The 19,501-nt window shown below is 68.4% G+C and carries 16 protein-coding genes; 9 read left to right on the top strand and 7 right to left on the bottom strand.

What is annotated here, in order from left to right:
* Nucleotides 1-156: 156 nt before the first annotated feature.
* From BM115_RS27540 to BM115_RS24425, 3 genes are all read left to right on the top strand, one after another.
* Entirely contained in the window at nt 157-1,794 is a 1,638-nt protein-coding gene (locus BM115_RS27540) for a BON domain-containing protein (protein ID WP_255370973.1), read from the top strand.
* A 15-nt stretch (nt 1,795-1,809) separates the two neighbouring features.
* Nucleotides 1,810-2,103, top strand: a complete 294-nt coding sequence (locus BM115_RS24430) for a BON domain-containing protein (protein WP_092300599.1) — start codon at nt 1,810-1,812, stop codon at nt 2,101-2,103.
* A 108-nt stretch (nt 2,104-2,211) separates the two neighbouring features.
* On the top strand, nt 2,212-2,505 hold the full coding sequence (locus BM115_RS24425; RefSeq protein ID WP_092300596.1) for a hypothetical protein: 294 nt from the start codon (nt 2,212-2,214) through the stop codon (nt 2,503-2,505).
* A 50-nt stretch (nt 2,506-2,555) separates the two neighbouring features.
* Here BM115_RS24425 and BM115_RS24420 read toward each other — a convergent pair whose 3' ends face one another.
* Nucleotides 2,556-2,822 (bottom strand): DUF2188 domain-containing protein, encoded by a 267-nt coding sequence (locus tag BM115_RS24420; RefSeq protein ID WP_177220006.1) that lies wholly within the window; start codon nt 2,820-2,822, stop codon nt 2,556-2,558.
* Between the two features lie 310 nt (nt 2,823-3,132).
* Between BM115_RS24420 and BM115_RS24415 the strand changes: the two genes are divergently transcribed.
* Entirely contained in the window at nt 3,133-4,203 is a 1,071-nt protein-coding gene (locus tag BM115_RS24415; RefSeq protein ID WP_092300590.1) for a type IV toxin-antitoxin system AbiEi family antitoxin, read from the top strand.
* Nucleotides 4,204-4,256: 53 nt separating this feature from the next.
* Here the strand turns inward: BM115_RS24415 and BM115_RS24410 are convergent, their stop codons facing one another.
* Together BM115_RS24410 and serA are read right to left on the bottom strand one after the other, a co-directional pair.
* A complete protein-coding gene (locus BM115_RS24410; RefSeq protein WP_092300587.1) occupies nt 4,257-5,246 on the bottom strand; it encodes a tripartite tricarboxylate transporter substrate binding protein in 990 nt (329 codons plus the stop codon).
* A gap of 216 nt (nt 5,247-5,462) precedes the next feature.
* Entirely contained in the window at nt 5,463-6,665 is a 1,203-nt protein-coding gene (serA, locus tag BM115_RS24405; RefSeq protein WP_092300584.1) for a phosphoglycerate dehydrogenase, read from the bottom strand.
* Nucleotides 6,666-6,942: 277 nt separating this feature from the next.
* On the opposite strand from serA, the gene BM115_RS24400 reads away from it, so the two are divergent.
* The 4 genes from BM115_RS24400 to BM115_RS24385 all read left to right on the top strand — a co-directional run bounded on the left by BM115_RS24400 (nt 6,943) and on the right by BM115_RS24385 (nt 12,910).
* Nucleotides 6,943-7,998 (top strand): SMP-30/gluconolactonase/LRE family protein, encoded by a 1,056-nt coding sequence (locus BM115_RS24400; RefSeq protein ID WP_092300581.1) that lies wholly within the window; start codon nt 6,943-6,945, stop codon nt 7,996-7,998.
* A 122-nt stretch (nt 7,999-8,120) separates the two neighbouring features.
* Complete coding sequence (locus BM115_RS24395; RefSeq protein ID WP_255370978.1) at nt 8,121-9,089, top strand: SphA family protein; 969 nt, start codon at nt 8,121-8,123, stop codon at nt 9,087-9,089.
* A gap of 110 nt (nt 9,090-9,199) precedes the next feature.
* Complete coding sequence (locus BM115_RS24390; RefSeq protein WP_092300575.1) at nt 9,200-10,873, top strand: PHP domain-containing protein; 1,674 nt, start codon at nt 9,200-9,202, stop codon at nt 10,871-10,873.
* Nucleotides 10,874-11,098: 225 nt separating this feature from the next.
* Nucleotides 11,099-12,910, top strand: coding sequence for a tyrosine-type recombinase/integrase (locus BM115_RS24385; RefSeq protein ID WP_092300572.1), 1,812 nt, complete (start codon nt 11,099-11,101; stop codon nt 12,908-12,910).
* Here BM115_RS24385 and BM115_RS24380 read toward each other — a convergent pair.
* The gene (locus tag BM115_RS24380; protein ID WP_092300569.1) at nt 12,907-13,776 is read right to left on the bottom strand and encodes a LysR family transcriptional regulator; all 870 of its coding nucleotides are present in this window, start codon (nt 13,774-13,776) and stop codon (nt 12,907-12,909) included. The genes BM115_RS24385 and BM115_RS24380 overlap by 4 nt on opposite strands.
* Nucleotides 13,777-13,884: 108 nt before the next feature.
* Between BM115_RS24380 and argH the strand changes: the two genes are divergently transcribed.
* Entirely contained in the window at nt 13,885-15,402 is a 1,518-nt protein-coding gene (gene argH, locus BM115_RS24375) for an argininosuccinate lyase (protein ID WP_092300565.1), read from the top strand.
* 19 nt (nt 15,403-15,421) lie between these two features.
* Here argH and BM115_RS24370 read toward each other — a convergent pair whose 3' ends face one another.
* From BM115_RS24370 to BM115_RS24360, 3 genes are read right to left on the bottom strand one after another with little or no spacing between them, the layout of a single operon-like run.
* Complete coding sequence (locus tag BM115_RS24370) at nt 15,422-16,306, bottom strand: patatin-like phospholipase family protein (protein WP_092300562.1); 885 nt, start codon at nt 16,304-16,306, stop codon at nt 15,422-15,424.
* Nucleotides 16,306-17,511 (bottom strand): CaiB/BaiF CoA transferase family protein, encoded by a 1,206-nt coding sequence (locus BM115_RS24365; protein ID WP_092300559.1) that lies wholly within the window; start codon nt 17,509-17,511, stop codon nt 16,306-16,308. The genes BM115_RS24370 and BM115_RS24365 overlap by 1 nt, the downstream gene beginning before the upstream one ends.
* Nucleotides 17,508-19,499, bottom strand: a complete 1,992-nt coding sequence (locus tag BM115_RS24360) for a flavin-containing monooxygenase (RefSeq protein ID WP_092300556.1) — start codon at nt 19,497-19,499, stop codon at nt 17,508-17,510. The genes BM115_RS24365 and BM115_RS24360 overlap by 4 nt, the downstream gene beginning before the upstream one ends.
* Nucleotides 19,500-19,501: the final 2 nt, after the last annotated feature.

Genomic DNA, 19,501 nt, shown 5'->3' with positions numbered 1-19,501 from the left:
TGGGTACGAGGACGCCCGGCGTGCGCCGTGGGGCGCACGGGCCGTGGTGTGGCGCGCGGTATGGAATTTGCGTCCCGGTTGAGAAGCACGAGAGAAGCACGGCGGCGTGGCGTGGCAAGAGAGGGCGCCGCGATCGACGATCAACCGGAGATCCACATGAACCAGGGCAACTACAGGGGTGGCGGGTCCGACGACCGCAGCTCGGGCGGCTACGGCAGTGACCGCGACGACGATCGCAACACCGACGACCAACGCGGCAGCACCCAGCGCGCCGGTTGGCAGAATCAGGGCGGCAGCCACTGGCAGCGCCAGCAACAGGCCGACAGCGGCAACTGGCTGTCCCATCAGCAGCAAGGGAATCAGCAACAAGGCGGTGGCTCCGATTGGCAAGGGCGCCCCAGCCAGCAGCAGGGCGGCGGCAGCGACTGGCAGGGCAGCGGCCAACAGGGCGGCAACCAGCAGGGCCGCAACCAGAGCACCTCCCAGGAATCCTCCGTGCGGACGGGAAGCGGCTACGGCGGCTATCAGGGTCAATCGGAGCGCTACGGCAGCGAGCAGAACGAGCGTAGCCGGGGCGAACGCGAACGCTATGGCGAGGACCCCTCGTCGCTGTACGGCCAGCGCAGCGGCTACGGCGGCGATCCGCGCCGCATGGAAGCGCACCGCTATGGCGGCAACCGCGCCGGCGAGGGCTGGAACCCTGGCGCCGCGCGGGATCAGGGCGGCCCCGCCGGCTATGGCGAAGGCCGCTACGGCGAGTATGGCGAAGGCCAGCAGCGCGGATCTGGATCGCGCGAGCGCTTTGTCGGCTCGGGCGAGCGTGAGCGCTGGGGCGACTGGCATCAGGAAGGCCGTGCCGGCCGTGGCAGCGAATGGTCGAGCCAGCAAGGCAGCCAGGGTGACGAATGGGGCCAGGGCCGCAGCCAGGGCGGCGCGCGCGACGGCTGGGAAAGCCAGCAGCGGAGCCGCAGCATGCAGCAGCAGAACCCGCGCATGCAGGAGCGCAATCGCCAGATGAGCGGTCAGTGGCCTGACGCGTCACGCAGCGGCGGCGCGCCGTGGGATGAGCCGGGGCATTCGCCGGATATGCGGACCCACTATCCCGGCGCCTATGGCGTGTCCGACTACGAGCCAACCGCCGGGCAGCAGGGCACCCGTAACTGGGGCGGCCAGTCCGCCGGATCACGCGGCTATGGCGGCGCCAGCCGCTCGGCCGGGTTCGACCGGGCCGGCTACGACCGCGACGACCGGGCCTACGAGCAGTTCACAGGTGCCAACGAGCGTAGCTCGCTCAATCGCGGCTATGGCGGCGCGGGCGGCTCGGCGGCGGCGCGTGCCCAGCGCGTGGCGCCCAAGGGCTACCAGCGGTCGGATGAACGTATCCGCGAAGACCTCTGCGAACGCCTGACCCACAGCGGCCGCCTCAACGTCCGCGACGTGGAGGTGACGGTATCTGGCGGCGTGATCACGCTGAGCGGCTCGGTGATGGACCGGCAGCAGAAGTACCGCATCGAGGATATTGCCGACGATGTGTTCGGCGTGAAGGACGTGCAGAACCAGTTGCGGGTGCAGCGCGAAGCGGGAGGCCAATCGGGCAGTCAATCGGGCATGCAATCGAGCAGCCCGTCAGGGAGTCGCCTCGGCGGGATAAGTAGCTCGGGCAGTGCGAGCACCACCCCCGGTTCCTCGTCCAGCGGCTACACCAGCGCACTGGAGGCCGGCCGGACCGGCAAGGCGCCCACCGCCACAGATCCGCAGTCCGGTTCGACCCCAACCGGCAAATCGTCCACCTGATGGAAGGGAGCCACCATGAGTGAACTGAACCCGGCGCCCGGCGCGGGCGCCGACCACAGCCAGCGCGCCACGCGCGTGCGCTCCGATGCGTCGCTGCATGACCTGCTATGCGAGCGCCTCTGGCGCAGCGGGATCGATGTGAGCGAGGTGTCGGTGACCGTGCAAGAAGGCGCGGTGACGCTGGAAGGCGCCATCGGCACCCGGGCTGACCGGGCGCGCGTCGAGGACGCCATCGACCGGATTCCCGGCGTGCGCGCCGTGGAGAACCGCGTCCGCGTGGCGCCTGACCGGTCTTCGGCAGGCCGCTAGCGGAAAGCGCGGAAAGACTGAACGCGGAACCTTAACGCGGAATGAATCAAGCCGGACGTTGCAACGCAGGACGACCATCCGTATCACAGCAAGAAGAAGGAGACGCCCATGCCATTCGCCTATGCAGGAACGCGCCGCCGGCGCAACCGCGACCGTCGTCGCAACCATGATGCGATTGGCGCCGATGCCGGCCAGCGTGGCGAGAACCCGCAGGCGCCGCAATCCAGCCCGCAGTCCAGCCCGCAGTCCAACACCGAGCCCTCGGGCCCGCAGTCCAACCCGCAGGCGGAGCGGGGCAAGCCGGACGAGCGGGGCAACGCGCCACCCGGCGTGGGGGAGCAGGACCTCCACGACCCCGGCAGCCGCGACCCCGATGCGCCGCCCGTGGACAACCGCTCCTGACATGAAAAACGCCCCCGAGGGGGCGTTGTCACAGGACGGGGGGATGGGCCTCAGGCCGCAGCCATGCGCGCAATCCCGCAATCCATCTGGAACGTGGAGGGGCTGGATGTTTCGGCCTCTTCCGTTTCTTCTACGTCGTCTGCTGCCTCAGCCCGCTCGTCCTCCACGCGCAGCGAGACTTTGAGGCGCTCCGCTGCCGCACGGCCCACCCGGATGGCTTCGTCCCGGGTCTTGTGACGGCTGATGGCGCGCGGCACGCCGTCAGCCCGCAGATCCCAAAAGCCGTCGTTCAGCACGATGTGAAAATTCTTCGGCATGGTGAATGTGCTCCTGGTCGCTTCCCGATTATTGAGAGGTCCGTCTCCACGCGGACTGCCAATATTCTCGGATGGCGACCCCGGCATGCTGCATCGGCGTTTGTCTGACAGGGCTGTCGGTGGCCGCCGCTTGGCGCGTGACGCGGGCGGATCTCGTCGCGGCGGGAGCGCCCGCGCCCCCCGCCATGTTCATGTTTCGCCGCCTGTTCAATCGGGCTGAACAGCGCGAAAAGTTGAACAGCGGCGTCCTTTGGTCCATGATCGGGGTTACTTTTCCCGATTCCCGTTCGGCGACCCGGAGGACGCAGCCATGGACCAGAAGGCGGGCGATATCGACTGGGTGGAGGCCGCGCTGGTGGCCCTGCACCGCACTACGGGCATGCAGGCCCGCATCCGCCATGGCCGGCGCGACCCGGGCGGCGAGGCGCCGGTGGCCGCCATTTCCCTGCGGCGCGGCGACGCCGCCCATCGCTACGCGGTGGAGTGCCGGCGCTCGGTGCGCACGGTCGCGGACCTCTCCGTGGTGCGCGCCCAGTTGCAGGAGCGCGCGCCGGGCCTGCTCGTCACCACCTACCTGACCCCCGCGCTGGCCGGGCAGTGCCGCGAGATGGGGCTCCAGTTCCTCGACACGGCCGGCAATACCTTCCTCGATGCCCCGGAATTGTTCGTCTTCGTCATCGGCCAGACCCCGCCGGACAGCGTGGTGCGGCCCGCCGTGCGCATCAGCGGCAACCCGAGTTCCCAGCGGATGGTCTTCGCGCTGCTGTGCCAGCCGGAACTGCTCCAGGCCACGTACCGGGAAATCGCCCGGGTCAGCGGCATTGCGCTGGGCTCGGTGGGGGCGGTGTTCAACGGGCTGTCCGCGCGCGGCTGGCTGCTGGAGACGCGCGAGGACGAGGGGCGGCGCCTGACCGCGCCGGACCGGCTGCTCGATGAATGGGTGGCCAACTATCCGACCATCCTGCGCCACCGGCTACAGCCGCGCCGCTTCAGTGCGCCGGCGGCGGACTGGTGGCAGGCGGTCAACGCAACGGAGCTGGGCGGCTACTGGAGTGGCGAGGTCGCGGCGGCGGCGATGGTCGGCGGGATTCGTCCGGCCAGCCAGACGCTCTATATCGCCCCCGCGCGGATGGCGGGCGCGCTCCAGATGCTGACCCAGAAACACCGGCTGCAGCCGGACCCGGACGGCACGGTGGAGGTGCTCGAAGCGTTCTGGGACCCATCGGTAGAGGGGCTGGAGTCCCCGCCGCCGGGCCGGCCGGACCTGGCGCCGCCCGTCCTCGTTTATGCCGACCTGATGGCCACGCTCGATGCGGACCACCTCGCGGAGGCCACGCAGTTGCGCAAGGCGCGCATCAAGGACGTGCTGGACCGGTTCTAGGCCACCGGCCAGCCGTCGCCTGATCTCGTTCAAATTTCGTCTGCTCGGCTCCCTTACTGGTTCTTCATCGCCGCAGCCAGCCGCGCGATGATCTCCCCCTCGCTCTTGAATGCCTTCTGCGCATAGGCCGAATACTGCTCGGGGCCCATGTAGTTGGTGATCATGCCGTACTGGCGCGTCACGTTCAGGAACTTGGGGTCCTTGAGCGCGTTGCGGAACGCTTCGTCAAGCCGCTTGACCACCGCGGGCTTCATGCCGGCCGGCCCGATCACGCCGAACGGCGAGTTCGACCAGACCGGATAGCCGATTTCCTTGAGCGTGGGGGCGTCCGGGAAGTCCGCCGCGCGCTTCTCCGACAGCGTGGCCAGCACCCGCATCTGGCCGCTCTGCACGTAGGGCAGCAGGGTGTTGGACAGCACAGCCACGTCCGAGGAGCCGCTCAGCAGGGCGGTGATGGCCTCGGCGTCGCCCTTATAAGGCACGTGGGTCCAGTTCGACTGGGTGACGCGCGCCAGTTCCGAAATCGTCAGATGCTGGCTGCCATAGATGCCGGTGGTGCCGTAGCTGATGCCGCGCTTGTCGGCCTTGGCCTCGGCAATCAGCTCCTGCATGGTCTGCCACTTGGCGTCCTTCTTCACCGCCACCGCGAAGTTGTAGTCCGCGATCATCGACACGTAGGTCAGGTCCTTGAGCGGGTCGTAGCGCATCTTCTGCACGTGCGGCAGGCGGAAGATCACCACCGGCGCCATGCTGAGCGTGTAGCCGTCCGGCTCGGTGGTCACCATCTGCGTGGCGCCCAGCGTGCCGCTGACGCCCGGCTTGTTCTCCACCACGATGGTCTGGCCCAGCTCGCGCCCGGCCGCATCGGCCAGCGCGCGGGCCACCTGGTCGGTCACGCCGCCGGCGCCGTAGGGCACGATCAGGCGGATCGGGCGGGTGGGGAATTCATCGGCGGCCTGCGCGACGCCCGGCAGGATGCCGGCGCCCGTGGCGGCCACGGCGGCGCCGGCCATGGCGAAGCGGACAAAGGTACGACGTTGCATGTTGTCTCCTTGGGTTCGTCACGCCGGATCGTGGTTGTCCGGCTGGCAATACATCTGCCGCAGTATGACCGGGAGACAGGGCGCGCGGGGCGCCTGGTAGAAGGTGCGAGCCCGCTATCCGTCGATTTCATCGACGTCATGCGCCGGCTGCATTGGCGCCTCCGGGTAAGTCCGGAGGCGCCGGGGGAGCGTTGGAGGAAGCGCGCCCGACGAATGTCAGGCGGCGATCACGCGGGTGCGGATGAAGGCATCGTCACGCATCAGCGCCTCGGCCCAGCCGGCCGGCGGCACCAGGCTGATGTCGGTGATGGCGTAGCCGATATCCCCGGCAGTTTGCAGCTGCTGCGCCACGATATTGGCGCCGATCTCGGCCAGCGCCTGGTTGAAGTGCGACAGCGTGCCTGGCCGGTTGTAGTGGATGTTCAGGATGCGCGCCGGGGCCTCGAGCGGGTTCGGCTGGATCTCCGGCAGGTTCACCGCGCCGATGGTCGCGCCGGTCTCCAGGAAGTTGGCGAGCTTGGTCGCTACTTCCACGCCGATGTTCTCCTGGGCTTCCTCGGTGCTGCCGCCCACGTGCGGGGTCAGGATGACATTGGGCTTGCCCTGCAGCGGCGTGACGAACGGATCTGTGTTGCTGCGCGGCTCCTCCGGGAACACGTCGATGGCGGCGCCGGCCAGGTGGCCATCGTCCAGATGCTGGGCGAGGGCCGGAATATCCACCACCGTGCCGCGCGAGGCGTTGAGCAGGATGGCGCCGCGCTTCATGGACGAAAGCGCCCGCGCGTTGAGCAGGCCGCGCGTCTGGGGCGTGGCGGGCACGTGCAGCGTCACCACATCGGCCTGCGCCAGCGCGTCTTCCAGCGTGTGGGCGGGCATGGCCGAGCCGAGCGAAAGGCGCGGGCGGATGTCGTAGAACACCACGCGCATGCCCATGGCTTCGGCCAGGATGCCGACCTGCGCGCCGATATTGCCGTAGCCGATCACGGCCATGGTCTTGCCGCGAATCTCGAACGAGCCCTTGGCGGACTTCTGCCACTCGCCCAGATGGGCCGCGCGGCTTTTCTCGGGGATGCGGCGCATCAGCATGATCGCCTGGCCGATGACCAGTTCGGCCACCGAGCGCGTATTGGAGAACGGGGCGTTGAACACCGGAATGCCGGCGTGGGCCGCCGCGCCGAGGTCGACCTGCGAGGTGCCGATGCAGAAGCAGCCCACCGTCAGCAGCTTGCCGGGCTGGGCGAACGTTTCCGCCGTGAGCGTGGTGGCGGAGCGGATGCCAAGCAGTTCGTGCCCCTGCACCGCCTGCTGGAGGGGCTCGCCGGCGAGGGCCTTGCCCTGCGTGGCGACGTCGATCTGATGGCGCCCCAGCATTTGCTGGGCGCTGGCGTGGATATTTTCGAGGAGGATGGCGGTGGCCATGAGGGTCTGCCGAGGGTCAGGAGGTTGGAGATGCTGTGGGCGCGCGGCCATGAGGAACTGAGGGCCTGGCGCGCCGATGCGCTCACCTTATCACTGTCCCTTACCCGTGCTCATGAAGTGGGCATCGCGGGCCACTTGCGGCGCCTCATTGGGTAGATGTCTTTGTCATCGTACAACTAGGGTAATTTCGGTCAACATCCCCTTATTCGAATGCTTGCAGCGCCGCTTTTGTTCTCATATGATGTCCGATAACTATAACGAGGACGGAGACAACACGATGCAAGACACCCCATTCGACGCACGCAGGCGGACCCTGCTGAAAGCCGGCGGCGCGGTTGCTGCGGCGGCGGCCAGCGGCGGGGCACTTGCCCAGGCTTTCGAGTTCAAGCCGAGCCAGCGCTATCCCGACGCGGCCGTGGAGATCCTCGACTCCAGCTTTGCCAAATACCGCCTGTTCAGTTCCACCGTGGAGCAGCTCGCCACGGGCTTCCGCTGGGTGGAAGGGCCGGTCTGGTTCGGCGACGGCCGCTACCTGCTGTTCTCGGATATCCCCAACAACCGCATCATTCGCTACGACGAAGCCGCCAACCAGTGGAGCGTCTTCCGCCAGCCGGCCAACTTCAGCAACGGCCACTGCCGCGACAAGCAGGGCCGGCTGATCAGTTGCGAACACCTGACGCGCCGCGTCACCCGCACCGAGTACGACGGCTCCATCACGGTGCTGGCGGACCGCTACCAGGGCAAGCGCTTCAACTCGCCCAACGACATCGTCTGCAAGTCCGACGGCTCGCTGTGGTTCTCCGATCCGCCGTTCGGCATCGGCGGCGAGTGGGAGGGAGACAAGGCCACGCCAGAACTGCCGCACGCGGTCTATCGGATTGATCCGAAAGACAACGCGGTCACGCAGGTCATTGCCGATCTGAACGGCCCGAACGGCCTGTGCTTCTCGCCGGACGAGAAGAAGCTCTACGTGATCGAGGCGCGCGCGCAGCCGCACCGCGTGGTCTGGGCCTATGACGTGGCGGCGGACGGCGGTCTGTCGAACAAGACCAAGCTGATCGACGCCAACGGCCCCGGCGCGCTGGACGGCATGAAGTGCGACGTGGATGGCAACATCTGGGCCGGCTGGGGCAGTAGCGGGGCGCCCGGCGCGGACCCGGCCAAGCTGGACGGCGTGCGCGTGTTCAATCCACAGGGCAAGGCCATCGGCCATATCCACCTGCCGGAACGCTGCCCGAACCTCTGCTTTGGCGGCCCCAAGCGCAACCGTCTCTATATGGCGTCCAGCCACTCGCTGTACGCGCTGTACGTGGAGACGCGCGGCGCGGTCTGATTCTCGATATTCATCGAAAATCGCTGAAAAGTTTCATCTCGCCGACGAGAAAACTGAATTCCATTCCGTATGGATTCTGTCAGCATGCCTGCATGCTGGCAGATACGGGATGGGGGCAATCGATGATGGGGAAGTCGGTTCTTCTTTATGGTGCGGCGGCGTGTTGCGCGGGCCTGGTCCCGCTGGCCGCGCAGGCCACGGAGGGGGCGCTGGGTCGCCCGGTGTCCGGCACCAGCGTGCAGGCCAATGCAGGCGTGGTACCGCCCGAGCCGGTCTGGGTGGTCAACTTCGGCGAGATCTACCTCGACGGCTCCGTGGGCAATGACCGGCAGGTGCCCATCGGCGGGCGAACCACGCTCGGCGTGGAAGCCAAGATCGCCTTCACGCTGGCCACCGCCATGAAGGTCTGGGATACCGGCCCCGGCGCATGGAACTTCGCCTCCAGCTTCACGTTGCCCTATGTCTGGACCACCGTGCACGCCACGGCCGGCGCCAGCGGCGCGCTGGGCAACTTCTCGACCGGCACGTCGGACCGGGCTTCGAACTTGTTCGATATCTACTTCGCCCCGATCATCGCCGGCTATCACTTCTCCAAGACCAGCCACATGGCGTTGAGCTTCAACGTCTGGGCGCCGACCGGCCAGTACAACAAGGACGCGCTGGCCAACCCGAGCCTGAACAACTGGACCTTCATCCCCCAGGTGGCCTTCACCCACCTGATGCCGCAGTACGGGCTGGAGTTCAATGCCGTGGGCGCGTTCCAGTTCTACACGCGCAACACGGCCACGGACTACCAGAACGCGCCGCTGTTCACGCTGGACGTGATGGGCGTGAAGCGCTTCGGCCCGTGGGGCGTGGGGCTGGTCATGGGCACGGTGCAGCAGCTCGGCGGCGATAGCGGCCCCACGGCAGACCTGCTGCACGGCTTCCACGGCCACGACTTCGCCATGGGGCCGATCGTCACCTACGACACCAAGCTTGGCGGCAAGCATCCCCTCTCGTTCGGGCTGCGCTGGGTGCCGACGGTGAGCAGCAAGAACCGGCTCGACAGCACCTCCACCTTTATGGCGACTGTCACATTGGTGCTGTAGCGGCATTCCACCTCAAGCAACGATTCACTGACAATACGCACGACTATCACTTTCCTGTCACGAATCGCCGGCACCATCGGCGCTCAAACTAGAAATCAGGGAAGTCTGAAATGCGTTATACCCACTCCGCGATCGGGATCGCGGCAGCTGTGCTTGTCTCCGCCTTGTTCTACGGCTGCAACAGCAGCGACGATGCCCCGGCATCGAACCCGGCCACGCCTTCCGGCCCGTCCACCCCGGCTACCCCCAACGATCCCAGCGCGCCGGACAACCCCAAGCCCGCCGAAGTGACCGGCAAATGGACCACCGGCGACCTGCACGTCCACACCGTGGAATCGGACGACGCCCAGAGCCTGCTCGCCAACGTGCTGGACGAGGCGCTGGTCAAGAACAACCTCGACTGGACCGCCATTTCGAACCACCTGCGCCCGTCCACGCGCGACCAGAACGGCACCAACATCGTCGGCGGCCCGCTGCCGTTCTCACGGGCCATGGCCGAGTACGAGATGCCGGCCGTGCGCCAGATGCAGGTCAATGGCTCGTACGTCAACAAACTGATCTTCTCGGCCTTCGAATGGGACATGCCCACCCATGACCACATGAACGTGGGCATTTTCGGCGGCGCCCCGCTGGGCACGGCCACCAAGGCGGCCAACGAGTTCGAATACTTCTTCACGAACCGCCCCGACACCCAGTTCGATCCGGTGGACGTGGCCAACTGGAACGCCAAGGGCCCGCGCGCCTTTACCACCCACGCGGACGCCGTGAAGGCCGTGGCCTGGCTGCGCGACAACTATCCCGACACCAGCTACGCGCTGATCAACCACCCCTCGCGCAACACGGGCAAGTACACCGCCGCCGACTACCGCGAATTCAACGACACCGCCCCGAACATCGCCTTCGGCGTGGAGGGCATGGTCGGCAACCAGATGGAGCCAGACCGCGGCGGCTATACCACCGCCTACGTGAACGCCAACCTGAAGAACCGCGTCTACGGTGGCGTGGACTACGTGGTGGCGCAGGTCGGCGGCATCTGGGATGCGCTGCTCGGTGACGGCCGGCGCTTCTGGAACGTGGCCGATTCCGACCACCACTTCAAGACCATCGGCACGAACAGCAGCGGCTACTTCCCGGGCGAGTACGCCAAGACCTATGTCTGGATCGAAAACCAGTACACGGGCATCAAGGGCGTGCTGGAGGGCGTGCGCTCGGGCCGCATGTTCTCGGTGTTCGGCGACCTGATCAACGCGCTCGACTTCAACGTGGCCGGCGCCGCCGGCAAGGGCGAGATGGGCGGCGAGCTGAAGGCCAAGGCCGGCGAGACCGTGACGGTCACCATCCGCTTCAAGAGCCCGGACCGTAACCACTACGAGTATCCGATCAACAGCGGCATCAACGTGAACGTGCGGCCCACGGTGGACCACATCGACCTGATCGCCGGGGATGTGACGCCGCGCGCCGCGGCCGGCACGGCGGGCTACAGCAAGGAAACCAACGACTCGACCAAGGTGATCGCCACCTTCACGTCGGCCGACTGGAAGCTGGATTCGGACGGGTACTACGCCGTGACCTACACCTACACGGCGACGAAGAACCAGTACTTCCGCCTGCGTGGCACCAACCTCGGCATGAACGTGGCGGGTGAGACCCAGGACGGCAATCCGCTCCCGGACGCCAAGACCACGGTCACCGAGGACGCCGCGCGCTTCAACGCCATCAACGCCCGCAACTACAACGACCTCTGGTTCTACTCGAACCCGGTCTTCGTGACCGTGGGTTCGTGACCGTGGGTTCGTGACCGTGGGTTCGTGACCGTGGGTTCGTGACCGTGGGTTCGTGATGGTAGGTAGCTGAGTTTGCGGCGTTAAACGCCGGGTCGAGATAATGGTAATTATCAAGTCACCTGCGTTTGTGTAAGAGGTGGTTTTCCCCTCTCCCGGAAGCGGGAGGGGGGAGAAAAACAAACAGCGGTATCATCGCGCCCTTCGCCTTGATGTCCGCATTGCACCTTGTCTGACCCTGAACGTACTGCCGTCCGTCGCCGGCAGCGCCCGCCGGTTGCTCCGGAGCGGCTGCTTGGCCCGCATCACTTCGCTTTCTATCGCGGTTATCTCGAAGGCATCGACCTCGCCCGGCTGGCTGACCGCTATCTGGAGACGGGGCTGGACCTGCGCGTCGCCCGGACCACCATCGGCTGGATCGAGTCCGAATTGGCGCGCGGCGTCAAACGGCTGGAAACCCGCGAAGACGGCCAGCCGACCATCTCCGAGCGCGCCTGGCTGGCGCTGTTCCGCACGCCGGCCGACGAGAGCGCCACCGCGCGCCAGAACCGTCGCCGCAAGCTGTTGCGCGTGCTCGACGCGCTCAAGCCCCAACTGGTTTCCCGCCCCACGCGCGATGACGCCGTAACTGGCTGGTTCGCGCCGGCCATCGCCCAGCGGCTGGTCGAGGCGGGCTGGGCCACGCTCGGCGCGCTGCAAGCCGTGATCGGCCATGAGGGGCCGCGCTGGCACCGCCATGCGCGGCGCATCGGCGACCATACCGCCCGGCGCATCGAGGCCTGGCTGGCCGATCAGGCCGACGATATCGGCGCGATTCCCGCCGCCGCACTGGTGCCCCGCCGCACCGCCACGGCGGCCGAATTGGCGAGCCTGCGCGCGCCGTCAGCGGCGGTGGCGCCGCTCGAATCGCTGCTGCTGCCGCCCGCGCTGGACGGCCGGCAGGGCCATAACCGCACGCCGCATGGCGTCGATTCCCGCATTTCCGCCCAGAACGACCTGATGGCCATCCACGCCTGGCTGGGCGTGCATCCGCCCGTGGGCGGCCACACCTGGCGCGCCTATCGCACGCAGGCCGAGCGCTTCCTGCTCTGGGCCGTGTTCGCGCGCGGCAAGGCCTTGTCCGATCTGACCGTCGAGGATTGCAGCGCCTACCTGATCTTCCTGGCCGATCCGCAGCCGGCGGCCCAGTGGGTCGGCCCGCGCGGCACGCCGCGCTATCGCCACGACTGGCGGCCGTTCGAGGGGCCGCTGTCGGCGGGCAGCGTGCGGCAGGCGTTCACCATCGTCAAATCGCTGTGCGCGTGGCTCGTCAACGCGCAGTACCTGCGCTACAACCCGTTCGAGCTGCTGCCCAAGCCCAAGGCGGCGGGGCAGGGCCGTATCAAGGTGGCGCGCAGCTTTACCGACGCCCAGTGGCAGTTCCTGCGCAAGTTCACGGCCGCGCTGCCGGGCGATGACCCGCGCACGGCGCGGCTCCAGTTCATGCTGCGCTTTGTCTACGCCACCGGCTTGCGGATTTCCGAGCAGGCGCAGGTGACCGTGGGCGACCTCGCCCAGCAGGATCTGGCCGCCGACCAGCGCGGCGTGTGGACGCTCTCCTTCGTCGGCAAGGGCACGCGCGCCCGTGAGGTGCATGTGCCGGGCCCGGTGATCGAGGCGCTGCGGGACTATCTGGAAGCGCGCGGACTGGGGCGCGAGCTGGAGCGGCTGCACCCGTCCACGCCGCTGATTGGCCGGGTGAAGGACGATGGCGCCGTGGGCCGGCTGTCCGTGGCGCAGCTCGATGCCATCTGGAAGGGCTTCTTCGCGCAGGCGGCGCAGGCCATGGCCGCCGATGACCCGGCCGGCGCGGCACGGCTCGGACAGGCCAGCGCGCACTGGCTGCGCCACACCTTCGGCTCGCATGCGATTGCACGCGGGGTGGCGCTGGATGTGGTGCAGCACCAGTTGGGCCATGCCTCGCTGGCGACGACGTCGATCTACGTCCACGCCGAGGACGCCCGCCGCGCGCGCGAACTCGATCAGGCGGGCATGTACTAGTCGGCTGCGGGCAGGCAGTCCAGGAACGCCTGCGCCAGCGCCGGCACCGGGCGCTGCTGGTTGTGCAGGACATAGCTTTCGAACGGGATGGCCGGCTCAAAGCGAATGGCGCGCACCCCCGGCAGCTTCAGGCTGCGCACCACCACCGGGTTCACCACGCTGACGCCGAGGCCCATCTCCACCATCGTGCAGATGGTGGCCGCGTAGGGCGTTTCCAGCGTCAGCACGCGCCGGTCCGGCACAAAGGCGGCATCGACGATGGCGCGCGTGCCATCGCCATGGGTGAGGGAGATGAAGCGCTCGCCGTCGAGGTCCGCCGCGTGGACCACCCGCTTGCGCGCCAGGCGGTGCTCGGCGGGCACGATGCAGACGCCGGGCTCGTCGCGCAGCAGCGCGCTGTCGATGCCCGCCGTCTCCACCACGTAAGACACCAGTCCGAAGTCGCAGAACTGGTTCGCCGTCCATTTGGCGACGGTCGGGGAGTCGCTGGTATGCACGGCGATTGGCACGTCCGGGTGCTGCTCCCGGAACCGGGCGATGGCCTGCGGCATCACGCTCATGGCGATGGACGGCACGGTGCCGATGCGCAGCGTGCCGACGCCCACCTCCCGGATCGACCGCGCCGAGGCGCGCAGGCTGTCCAGCCCGAGGAAGGAGCGCTCCACGTCCCGGAACAGGGCTTCGGCCTCCACAGTCGGCGTCAGCCGGCCGGCAATCCTCGCAAATAGCTTGAATCCCGTCTCCCGCTCCAGTTGCGAAATCACGCGGCTGATGTTCGGCTGCGAGGTGTGCAGCTGGGTGGCGGCGGTCGTCATCGAGCCGGTCACCATCACGGCACGGAAGGCTTCGATCTGTTTGAAATTCATGCGGCGATGGTATATCAAATCCGTATGTGCAGGCCGAAACAACTGATTTGACGATATGACCGTCGGATTTCCATACTTGGCTCCAACGTACCGGAGAACAACACACATATGGAATCGAAAGTCAGCCGCCGCCTGACCCAGGCCACCGCCCCCGAGGTCTGCGAACACATCTACCTGCCGCGCCTGGCGCGCGAATTCGGCAGTGGATTCCCGTATTTGAGCGATATCAACCAGGCGCACCTGATGATGCTGCACGGCGCCGGGCTGGTGCCGGCTGAGGTGGCCGCGCACCTGGCGCAGGCGCTGGTGCGTATCGAGGCCGAGGGCCCGGACGCCGTGCCGCTGGACCCGGCCCGCGAGGACGCCTATTTCAACTACGAGGCCCGGCTGATGGAGCTGGCCGGCGCCGACGTGGGCGGCCGCCTGCACGTGGCGCGCAGCCGCAACGACATCCTGGCCACCCATGACCGCCTGCGCGCCCGTGACGCGACGCTGGCCATCCTCGACGAACTGCTGGCCACCCGCACGGTGCTGCTGGACCGTGCCGCCGAGCACGCCGGTACGGTCATGCCCGGCTACACCCACCTGCAATCGGCCCAGCCGGTCACCTACGGCTATTACCTGGCCGGCGTGGCCGAGTCGCTGGGGCGGGACATCGCCCGGCTCCGGCAGGCGCTGGCCCGGCTCGATGCGTGCCCGCTCGGCGCCGGTGCGCTGGCCGGCACGGCGTTCCCGATCGACCGCACGGCCACGGCGCGCTGGCTCGGTTTCTCCGGCCCCACCACCAATTCGCTGGATGGCGTGGCCTCGCGCGACTTTGCGTGGGAAATCCTCGCCGCCATCACCATCGGCACGGTCACCTGGGGCCGCGTGGCGCAGGATCTCTATGTCTGGGCGACGCCGGAATTCGGGCTGATCGACTTCCCGGACAGCGTGGCCGGCACGTCGAGCATCATGCCGCAGAAGAAAAACCCGGTCGTGCTCGAGTACCTGAAGGGGAAGGGCGGTCACATGATCGGTCTGCTCACGGCCTCGCTGGCGGCGCTGAAGGGCAGCCATTTCACGCATAGCGGCGACGGCAACCGCGAAAGCATGCGCGGCTTCTGGGAGGCGGCGGACGAGTGCAAGCGCTGCGTGGCCCTGCTGCGGCTGGTGCTGACCCACGCCACGCCACAGGCCGGTCACATGCTGGCGCGCGCCCGCCGGGACTTTTCGATGGCCACCGATCTGGCCGACACGCTGGTGCGCAGCGCCGGCATGTCGTTCCGCGAGGCCCACCACGTGGTGGGCGCGGTGGTGCGCGATGCGCTGGACCGCCATCTGCCCGCCAATGAGATCGATTCGGCGATGGTCGATGCGGCGGCGCTGCGCCACACGGGCCGCGCCGTGCACCTGTCGCCCGAGGCCGTGGCGCGCAGCCTCGACCCCGAATGCGGCGTGGCCGCCCGCACCGCTGCCGGCGGGCCATCGCCCGTGCTGGTGCAGGCGCAGGTTCTGGCCCAACAGGCCGACCTGATCGCCGCGCGAGGTGATGTGGACGCCATGCGCGAGCGGGTGTTGACGGATCGCGCCGCGCTGAAACGGGCCATCGCCGAACTTGCGAGCACGGGGGCGTCGATCGATTGACGCGCTCCGGGTGGCGGCTTCAAGCCGCGATCGCCGCCCCCCACCAGTCCCGGATCGCATGGGCGAGGGTGTCGCCCTGGTGCAGCCCGGCGGCGGCGCTGGCCGGGCGGCGGGCGGGGTCGAGGACGTTCGGGCCCATCGCTTCCAGCGCGGCCGGGCTGGGCGCCACCACATGCACCGCGCAGCCCGCCGCCTGCAGCGCCGCCACTTCGGCGCCCAGGTGGCCGCTGACCGGGTTGCCTTCGGCATAGCCGAACGGCGACAGCACCAGCACCCGCTCCGCGTCGATGGCCACCTCGGCGTTGGTCATCGACGCAATCCCCCCATCTATATAGAAGGCGTCGCCGATCTGCACCGGCGGCCAGACGCCCGGCACGGCGCAACTGGCGGACACGGCCTCTACCAGCGGCACGCCGCTGGCCGCATCGAACACCCGGCGCGCGCCGGTGGCGGCATCCACGGCCGCCATGCGCAGCGGATGCCCGGGCCAGTCGGCCTGGGGCAGCCGCGCGGCGATGATGGCGCGGCGCGCGGCCGGGGCGGGGGTCTCGCTGCGGCGGGCGAAGTCGCCGATGCGCTGGCGCGCCGCCGTCAGGTCGCCCTCGACCTTGGCCACCAGCTTGCGGTTCTGCGCGTCGGCTTCGGCCTGCGAGTAGGGACGGAACTGCTCGGGGGAATCGGCGGGCGGATGCAGTTGGGCATGCAGCAGCGCCTCGATGTGCAGGCCGCACGCCAGCTGGGCGCCGACCACCGAGCCAGCCGACGTGCCGACGAACAGCCCGGCGCGATGCACGGCCACGCCGGCCCCCGCCAGCCCGGCCAGCACGCCGACTTCCCACGCGATGCCCGCCACGCCGCCGCCGCCGAACACGGCAGCCGTGCGGAATCGATGCTGGCCGGCCATCAGATGATGCCCTCCAGCGCCAGTTGCCGTTGCGCGTCGTCGTCGATGCCGAGCAGCTCGCCGTAGATCTCGGCGTTGTGCTGACCCAGTGCCGGCGCCGGCTCGATCGGTTTGGCGGGCACGCCCGAGAACTTCGGGAACACGCCCGCCATCTTCACCGGGCCGATCTTCGGGTGCTCCACCGTGGCGATGCTCTCCCGCGCCGCGTAGTGCGGGTCCTGCATGATGTCCTCGATGGTGTAGATGAAGGAGTAGGCCAGTCGCGCGGCGTCCAGCTTGCGGCACAGCGCGTCCTCCGGCTCCGCGGCGATCCAGTCCGCGACCAGCCGGTTCAGCTCGTCCACATGCTCCCAGCGCTGGCTGTGCGAGGCGTAGCGCGGGTCTTCGGCCAGATCCGGGCGGCCCATGGCCACGCAGAGCCGCTGGAAGCCGGCGTCCGCCGAGCAGGTGAAGATCAGGTAGCGCCCGTCGCGCGTGCGGAAGTGCTCGCCCGGCGCGGCGGCGAAATGCTTGTTGCCGCGCCGCTCGCGCACCACGCCCAGCCGGTCGTACTCGGGCACCAGCACCTCGGTGAATCGGATGATGGACTCGTACATCGACAGGTCGATTTCCTGCCCCTCGCCGCCGTGCACGTCACGGTGGTAAAGCGCCATCATTAGCGCGAAGGCACCGAGGATGGCGGTCTGGTAGTCGGCGGTGGAGGTGCCGCTGCGCACCGGCGGGCGGTCCGGGTAGCCGGTGATGCCCATCAGGCCGCCGAAGGCCAGCCCGATGCGGTCATAGCCGGCGCGCTCCCGGTACGGGCCGGTCTGCCCGAAGCCGGACACGCGCAGCATGATCAGGCCCGGGTTGTGCTGGCGCAGCGTCTCGAAGCCGCAGTTCCATTTCTCGAGCGTGCCGGGGCGGAAGTTTTCCACCACGGCGTCCACCTCGCGCACCAGGCGGTACAGCAGCGCCTGCCCGGCCGGCTCGCGCAGGTTCAGCGTGATCGACTTCTTGTTGCGCGCCTCCACCTGCCAGTACAGGCATTCGTCGTCCACAAAGGGGCCGAGGTCGCGCACGGTGTCGCCGCGCTCGGGCACCTCCACCTTGATGACTTCGGCGCCAAAGTCGCCGAACAGCGTGCAGGCCACCGGCCCCGCGACCATCGTGCCGAGGTCGAGGATGCGCAGGCCGCTCAGCATGTGCGGGCCGGGCGTTTTCATGACCGGTCCTCCAGCGTGGCGGGTTCTGCGTCGGCAGCGGGCGACTCGGCCGCCTCGGCCGGCGCAGTCTTCAGCCGGTAGTCAGAGAAATCGGCCTTGCGCGTCATGTGCCAGTAGTCGTCGTTGCGGAACGGCGTGGTGGCCACCACGCGGCCCTGCGCGTTGCGGTACCAGTTGCTCATGCCCTTGTGGGTCCAGATCATGGCGTTATGGGCGGCCTGCACGCGCTGGTTGAAGGCGTCGTGGCGGTCGCGCCGGATCTCGATCTCGAAGCGCCCCGCGCTGTGCGCCATGGCCTGCCGCACGATGTTGAGGATGTAGCTGACCTGCGTCTCCAGCAGCGAGACCACGCTGCCGCCGTGGCCGAGCGCCGTGTTCGGCCCGGCCAGCATGAAGAAGTTGGGGAAGTCCGGCACGGCCACGCCAAGGTAGGCTTCGGCGCCGTGGCGGTCCCACGCCTCGCGCACGGAGCGCCCGCCCCGGCCAAATAGCTGAAACGAGGCCAGCATGTTGATGGCGTCGAAGCCGGTGGCAACGATCAGCACATCGGCCTCATGCCGCTCGCCCTTGTCCGTGACCACCGCGTTGCCTTCCACCCGGGCGATGCCGCCCGTGACCAGCGAGACGTGCGGGCGGGCCATCGTGCGATACCAGCCGTTGTCCATCAGCATGCGCTTGCCGAACGGGGGGTACTCGGGCAGTACGTCCGGCAGCAGGTCCTGGCGCTCGCCCAGCTCGGCCTTGATGTAGTCCGTGAAGTAGGCGCGATGCCGGTCGTTGGTCTGGTTGATGGCGCGCTCCGGGTGCGGCCATGCCGGGTCGATCTGGAGCGAGCCGTGGATGCGGTCGTTGAAGATGTAGGCCAGCCGCTGGCGATACCACTCCTGATAGAACGGCACCTCGCGCAGCAGGAAGCGCGCGGACTCCGGCACCGGCTTCTGGAACTTCTCGAAGGGGGCGGCCCACTGGCGCGAGCGCTGGAACACGGTCAGCGCGGCCACGTGGTCGGCAATGGCCGGCACCACCTGCATCGCGCTGGCGCCATTGCCGATCACGGCCACGCGCTTGCCGGTCACGTCCAGGCCCTCGGGCCAGCGGGCAGTGTGGAAGCAGGGACCGTCGAACTGGTCGAGCCCTTCGATATCGGGCATCTTCGGCACATTGAGCAGCCCCACGGCGCTGATGACCATGTCGGCGTGCAGTGTTTCGGCCTGGCCTTCGGCGTCGAGCGTGTGGACGGTCCAGCGCAGCGAGGACTCATCGTAGTGGGCCGATTGCACCGTGGTGCGCAGCCGGATATGACGGCGCACGCCGAAGCGGTCCGCCACGTCCTCGAAGTATTGCTGGATCTCGCCGCGCAGCGCGAAGTAGCGCGACCAGTCGCCCTTGGCGAACGAGTACGAGTAGATATGGTTCGGCGTATCCACGCCGGCGCCCGGGTAGCGGTTCTCGTACCACGTGCCGCCCACCTCGTCGTTCTTCTCGATCAGCACGAAGGGGATGCCGGCACCCTGCAGGCGGATGGCGGCGCACAGCCCCGCCACGCCGGCCCCGATCACGATCACGCGGAAGCCTTCGGGCACGTCGATACGGCCGCGCTGGTCAATGCGCATGTCCGCGTCCAGCCCCAGCCAGGCGGCGATCATCGGCCCGTAGGAGGCCGGGATGTCCTCGCCCACGCTCAGCCGCATCATGGCGACCAGCGTGTCCGGGTCTGGCGCGGGCAGTGCGGGGGCCACGCCGGACTTCCACGCCAGGATGGCGTCGCGGGCGGCGGCCAACATTTCCGCGCGGACCTCATCGGGTAGCCCACCGGGATCGTTGTCTTCCAGGCCGCGGATGCGCGAGCACTGGTAGCGCGGATCGAGCCAGCGGCGGTCCCCGGTCAGGTGCAGCAGCACCATCAGCAGGGTGGGGTAGTTGGCGCCTTGCAGGGCGTGGTCGAGCGTGGCCTGCCATTTGGCGGCGGCCTGGATGTCGGTCGTCATGG

This window comes from Cupriavidus sp. OV096, assembly GCF_900115455.1.
GTDB lineage: Bacteria > Pseudomonadota > Gammaproteobacteria > Burkholderiales > Burkholderiaceae > Cupriavidus.
Note: the sequence above shows the minus strand (reverse complement) of the source record. Positions and strands in the feature narration are given on the sequence as shown.

Coding starts and splice junctions, on each gene's coding strand:
- BM115_RS27540 (WP_255370973.1), top strand. CDS start 157: ATGAACCAGGGCAACTACAGGGGTGGCGGGTCCGACGACCGCAGCTCG.
- BM115_RS24395 (WP_255370978.1), top strand. CDS start 8,121: ATGATGGGGAAGTCGGTTCTTCTTTATGGTGCGGCGGCGTGTTGCGCG.
- serA (WP_092300584.1), bottom strand. CDS start 6,665: ATGGCCACCGCCATCCTCCTCGAAAATATCCACGCCAGCGCCCAGCAA.
- BM115_RS24400 (WP_092300581.1), top strand. CDS start 6,943: ATGCAAGACACCCCATTCGACGCACGCAGGCGGACCCTGCTGAAAGCC.
- BM115_RS24370 (WP_092300562.1), bottom strand. CDS start 16,306: ATGGCCGGCCAGCATCGATTCCGCACGGCTGCCGTGTTCGGCGGCGGC.
- BM115_RS24380 (WP_092300569.1), bottom strand. CDS start 13,776: ATGAATTTCAAACAGATCGAAGCCTTCCGTGCCGTGATGGTGACCGGC.
- argH (WP_092300565.1), top strand. CDS start 13,885: ATGGAATCGAAAGTCAGCCGCCGCCTGACCCAGGCCACCGCCCCCGAG.
- BM115_RS24410 (WP_092300587.1), bottom strand. CDS start 5,246: ATGCAACGTCGTACCTTTGTCCGCTTCGCCATGGCCGGCGCCGCCGTG.
- BM115_RS24420 (WP_177220006.1), bottom strand. CDS start 2,822: ATGCCGAAGAATTTTCACATCGTGCTGAACGACGGCTTTTGGGATCTG.
- BM115_RS24425 (WP_092300596.1), top strand. CDS start 2,212: ATGCCATTCGCCTATGCAGGAACGCGCCGCCGGCGCAACCGCGACCGT.
- BM115_RS24430 (WP_092300599.1), top strand. CDS start 1,810: ATGAGTGAACTGAACCCGGCGCCCGGCGCGGGCGCCGACCACAGCCAG.
- BM115_RS24415 (WP_092300590.1), top strand. CDS start 3,133: ATGGACCAGAAGGCGGGCGATATCGACTGGGTGGAGGCCGCGCTGGTG.
- BM115_RS24360 (WP_092300556.1), bottom strand. CDS start 19,499: ATGACGACCGACATCCAGGCCGCCGCCAAATGGCAGGCCACGCTCGAC.
- BM115_RS24365 (WP_092300559.1), bottom strand. CDS start 17,511: ATGAAAACGCCCGGCCCGCACATGCTGAGCGGCCTGCGCATCCTCGAC.
- BM115_RS24390 (WP_092300575.1), top strand. CDS start 9,200: ATGCGTTATACCCACTCCGCGATCGGGATCGCGGCAGCTGTGCTTGTC.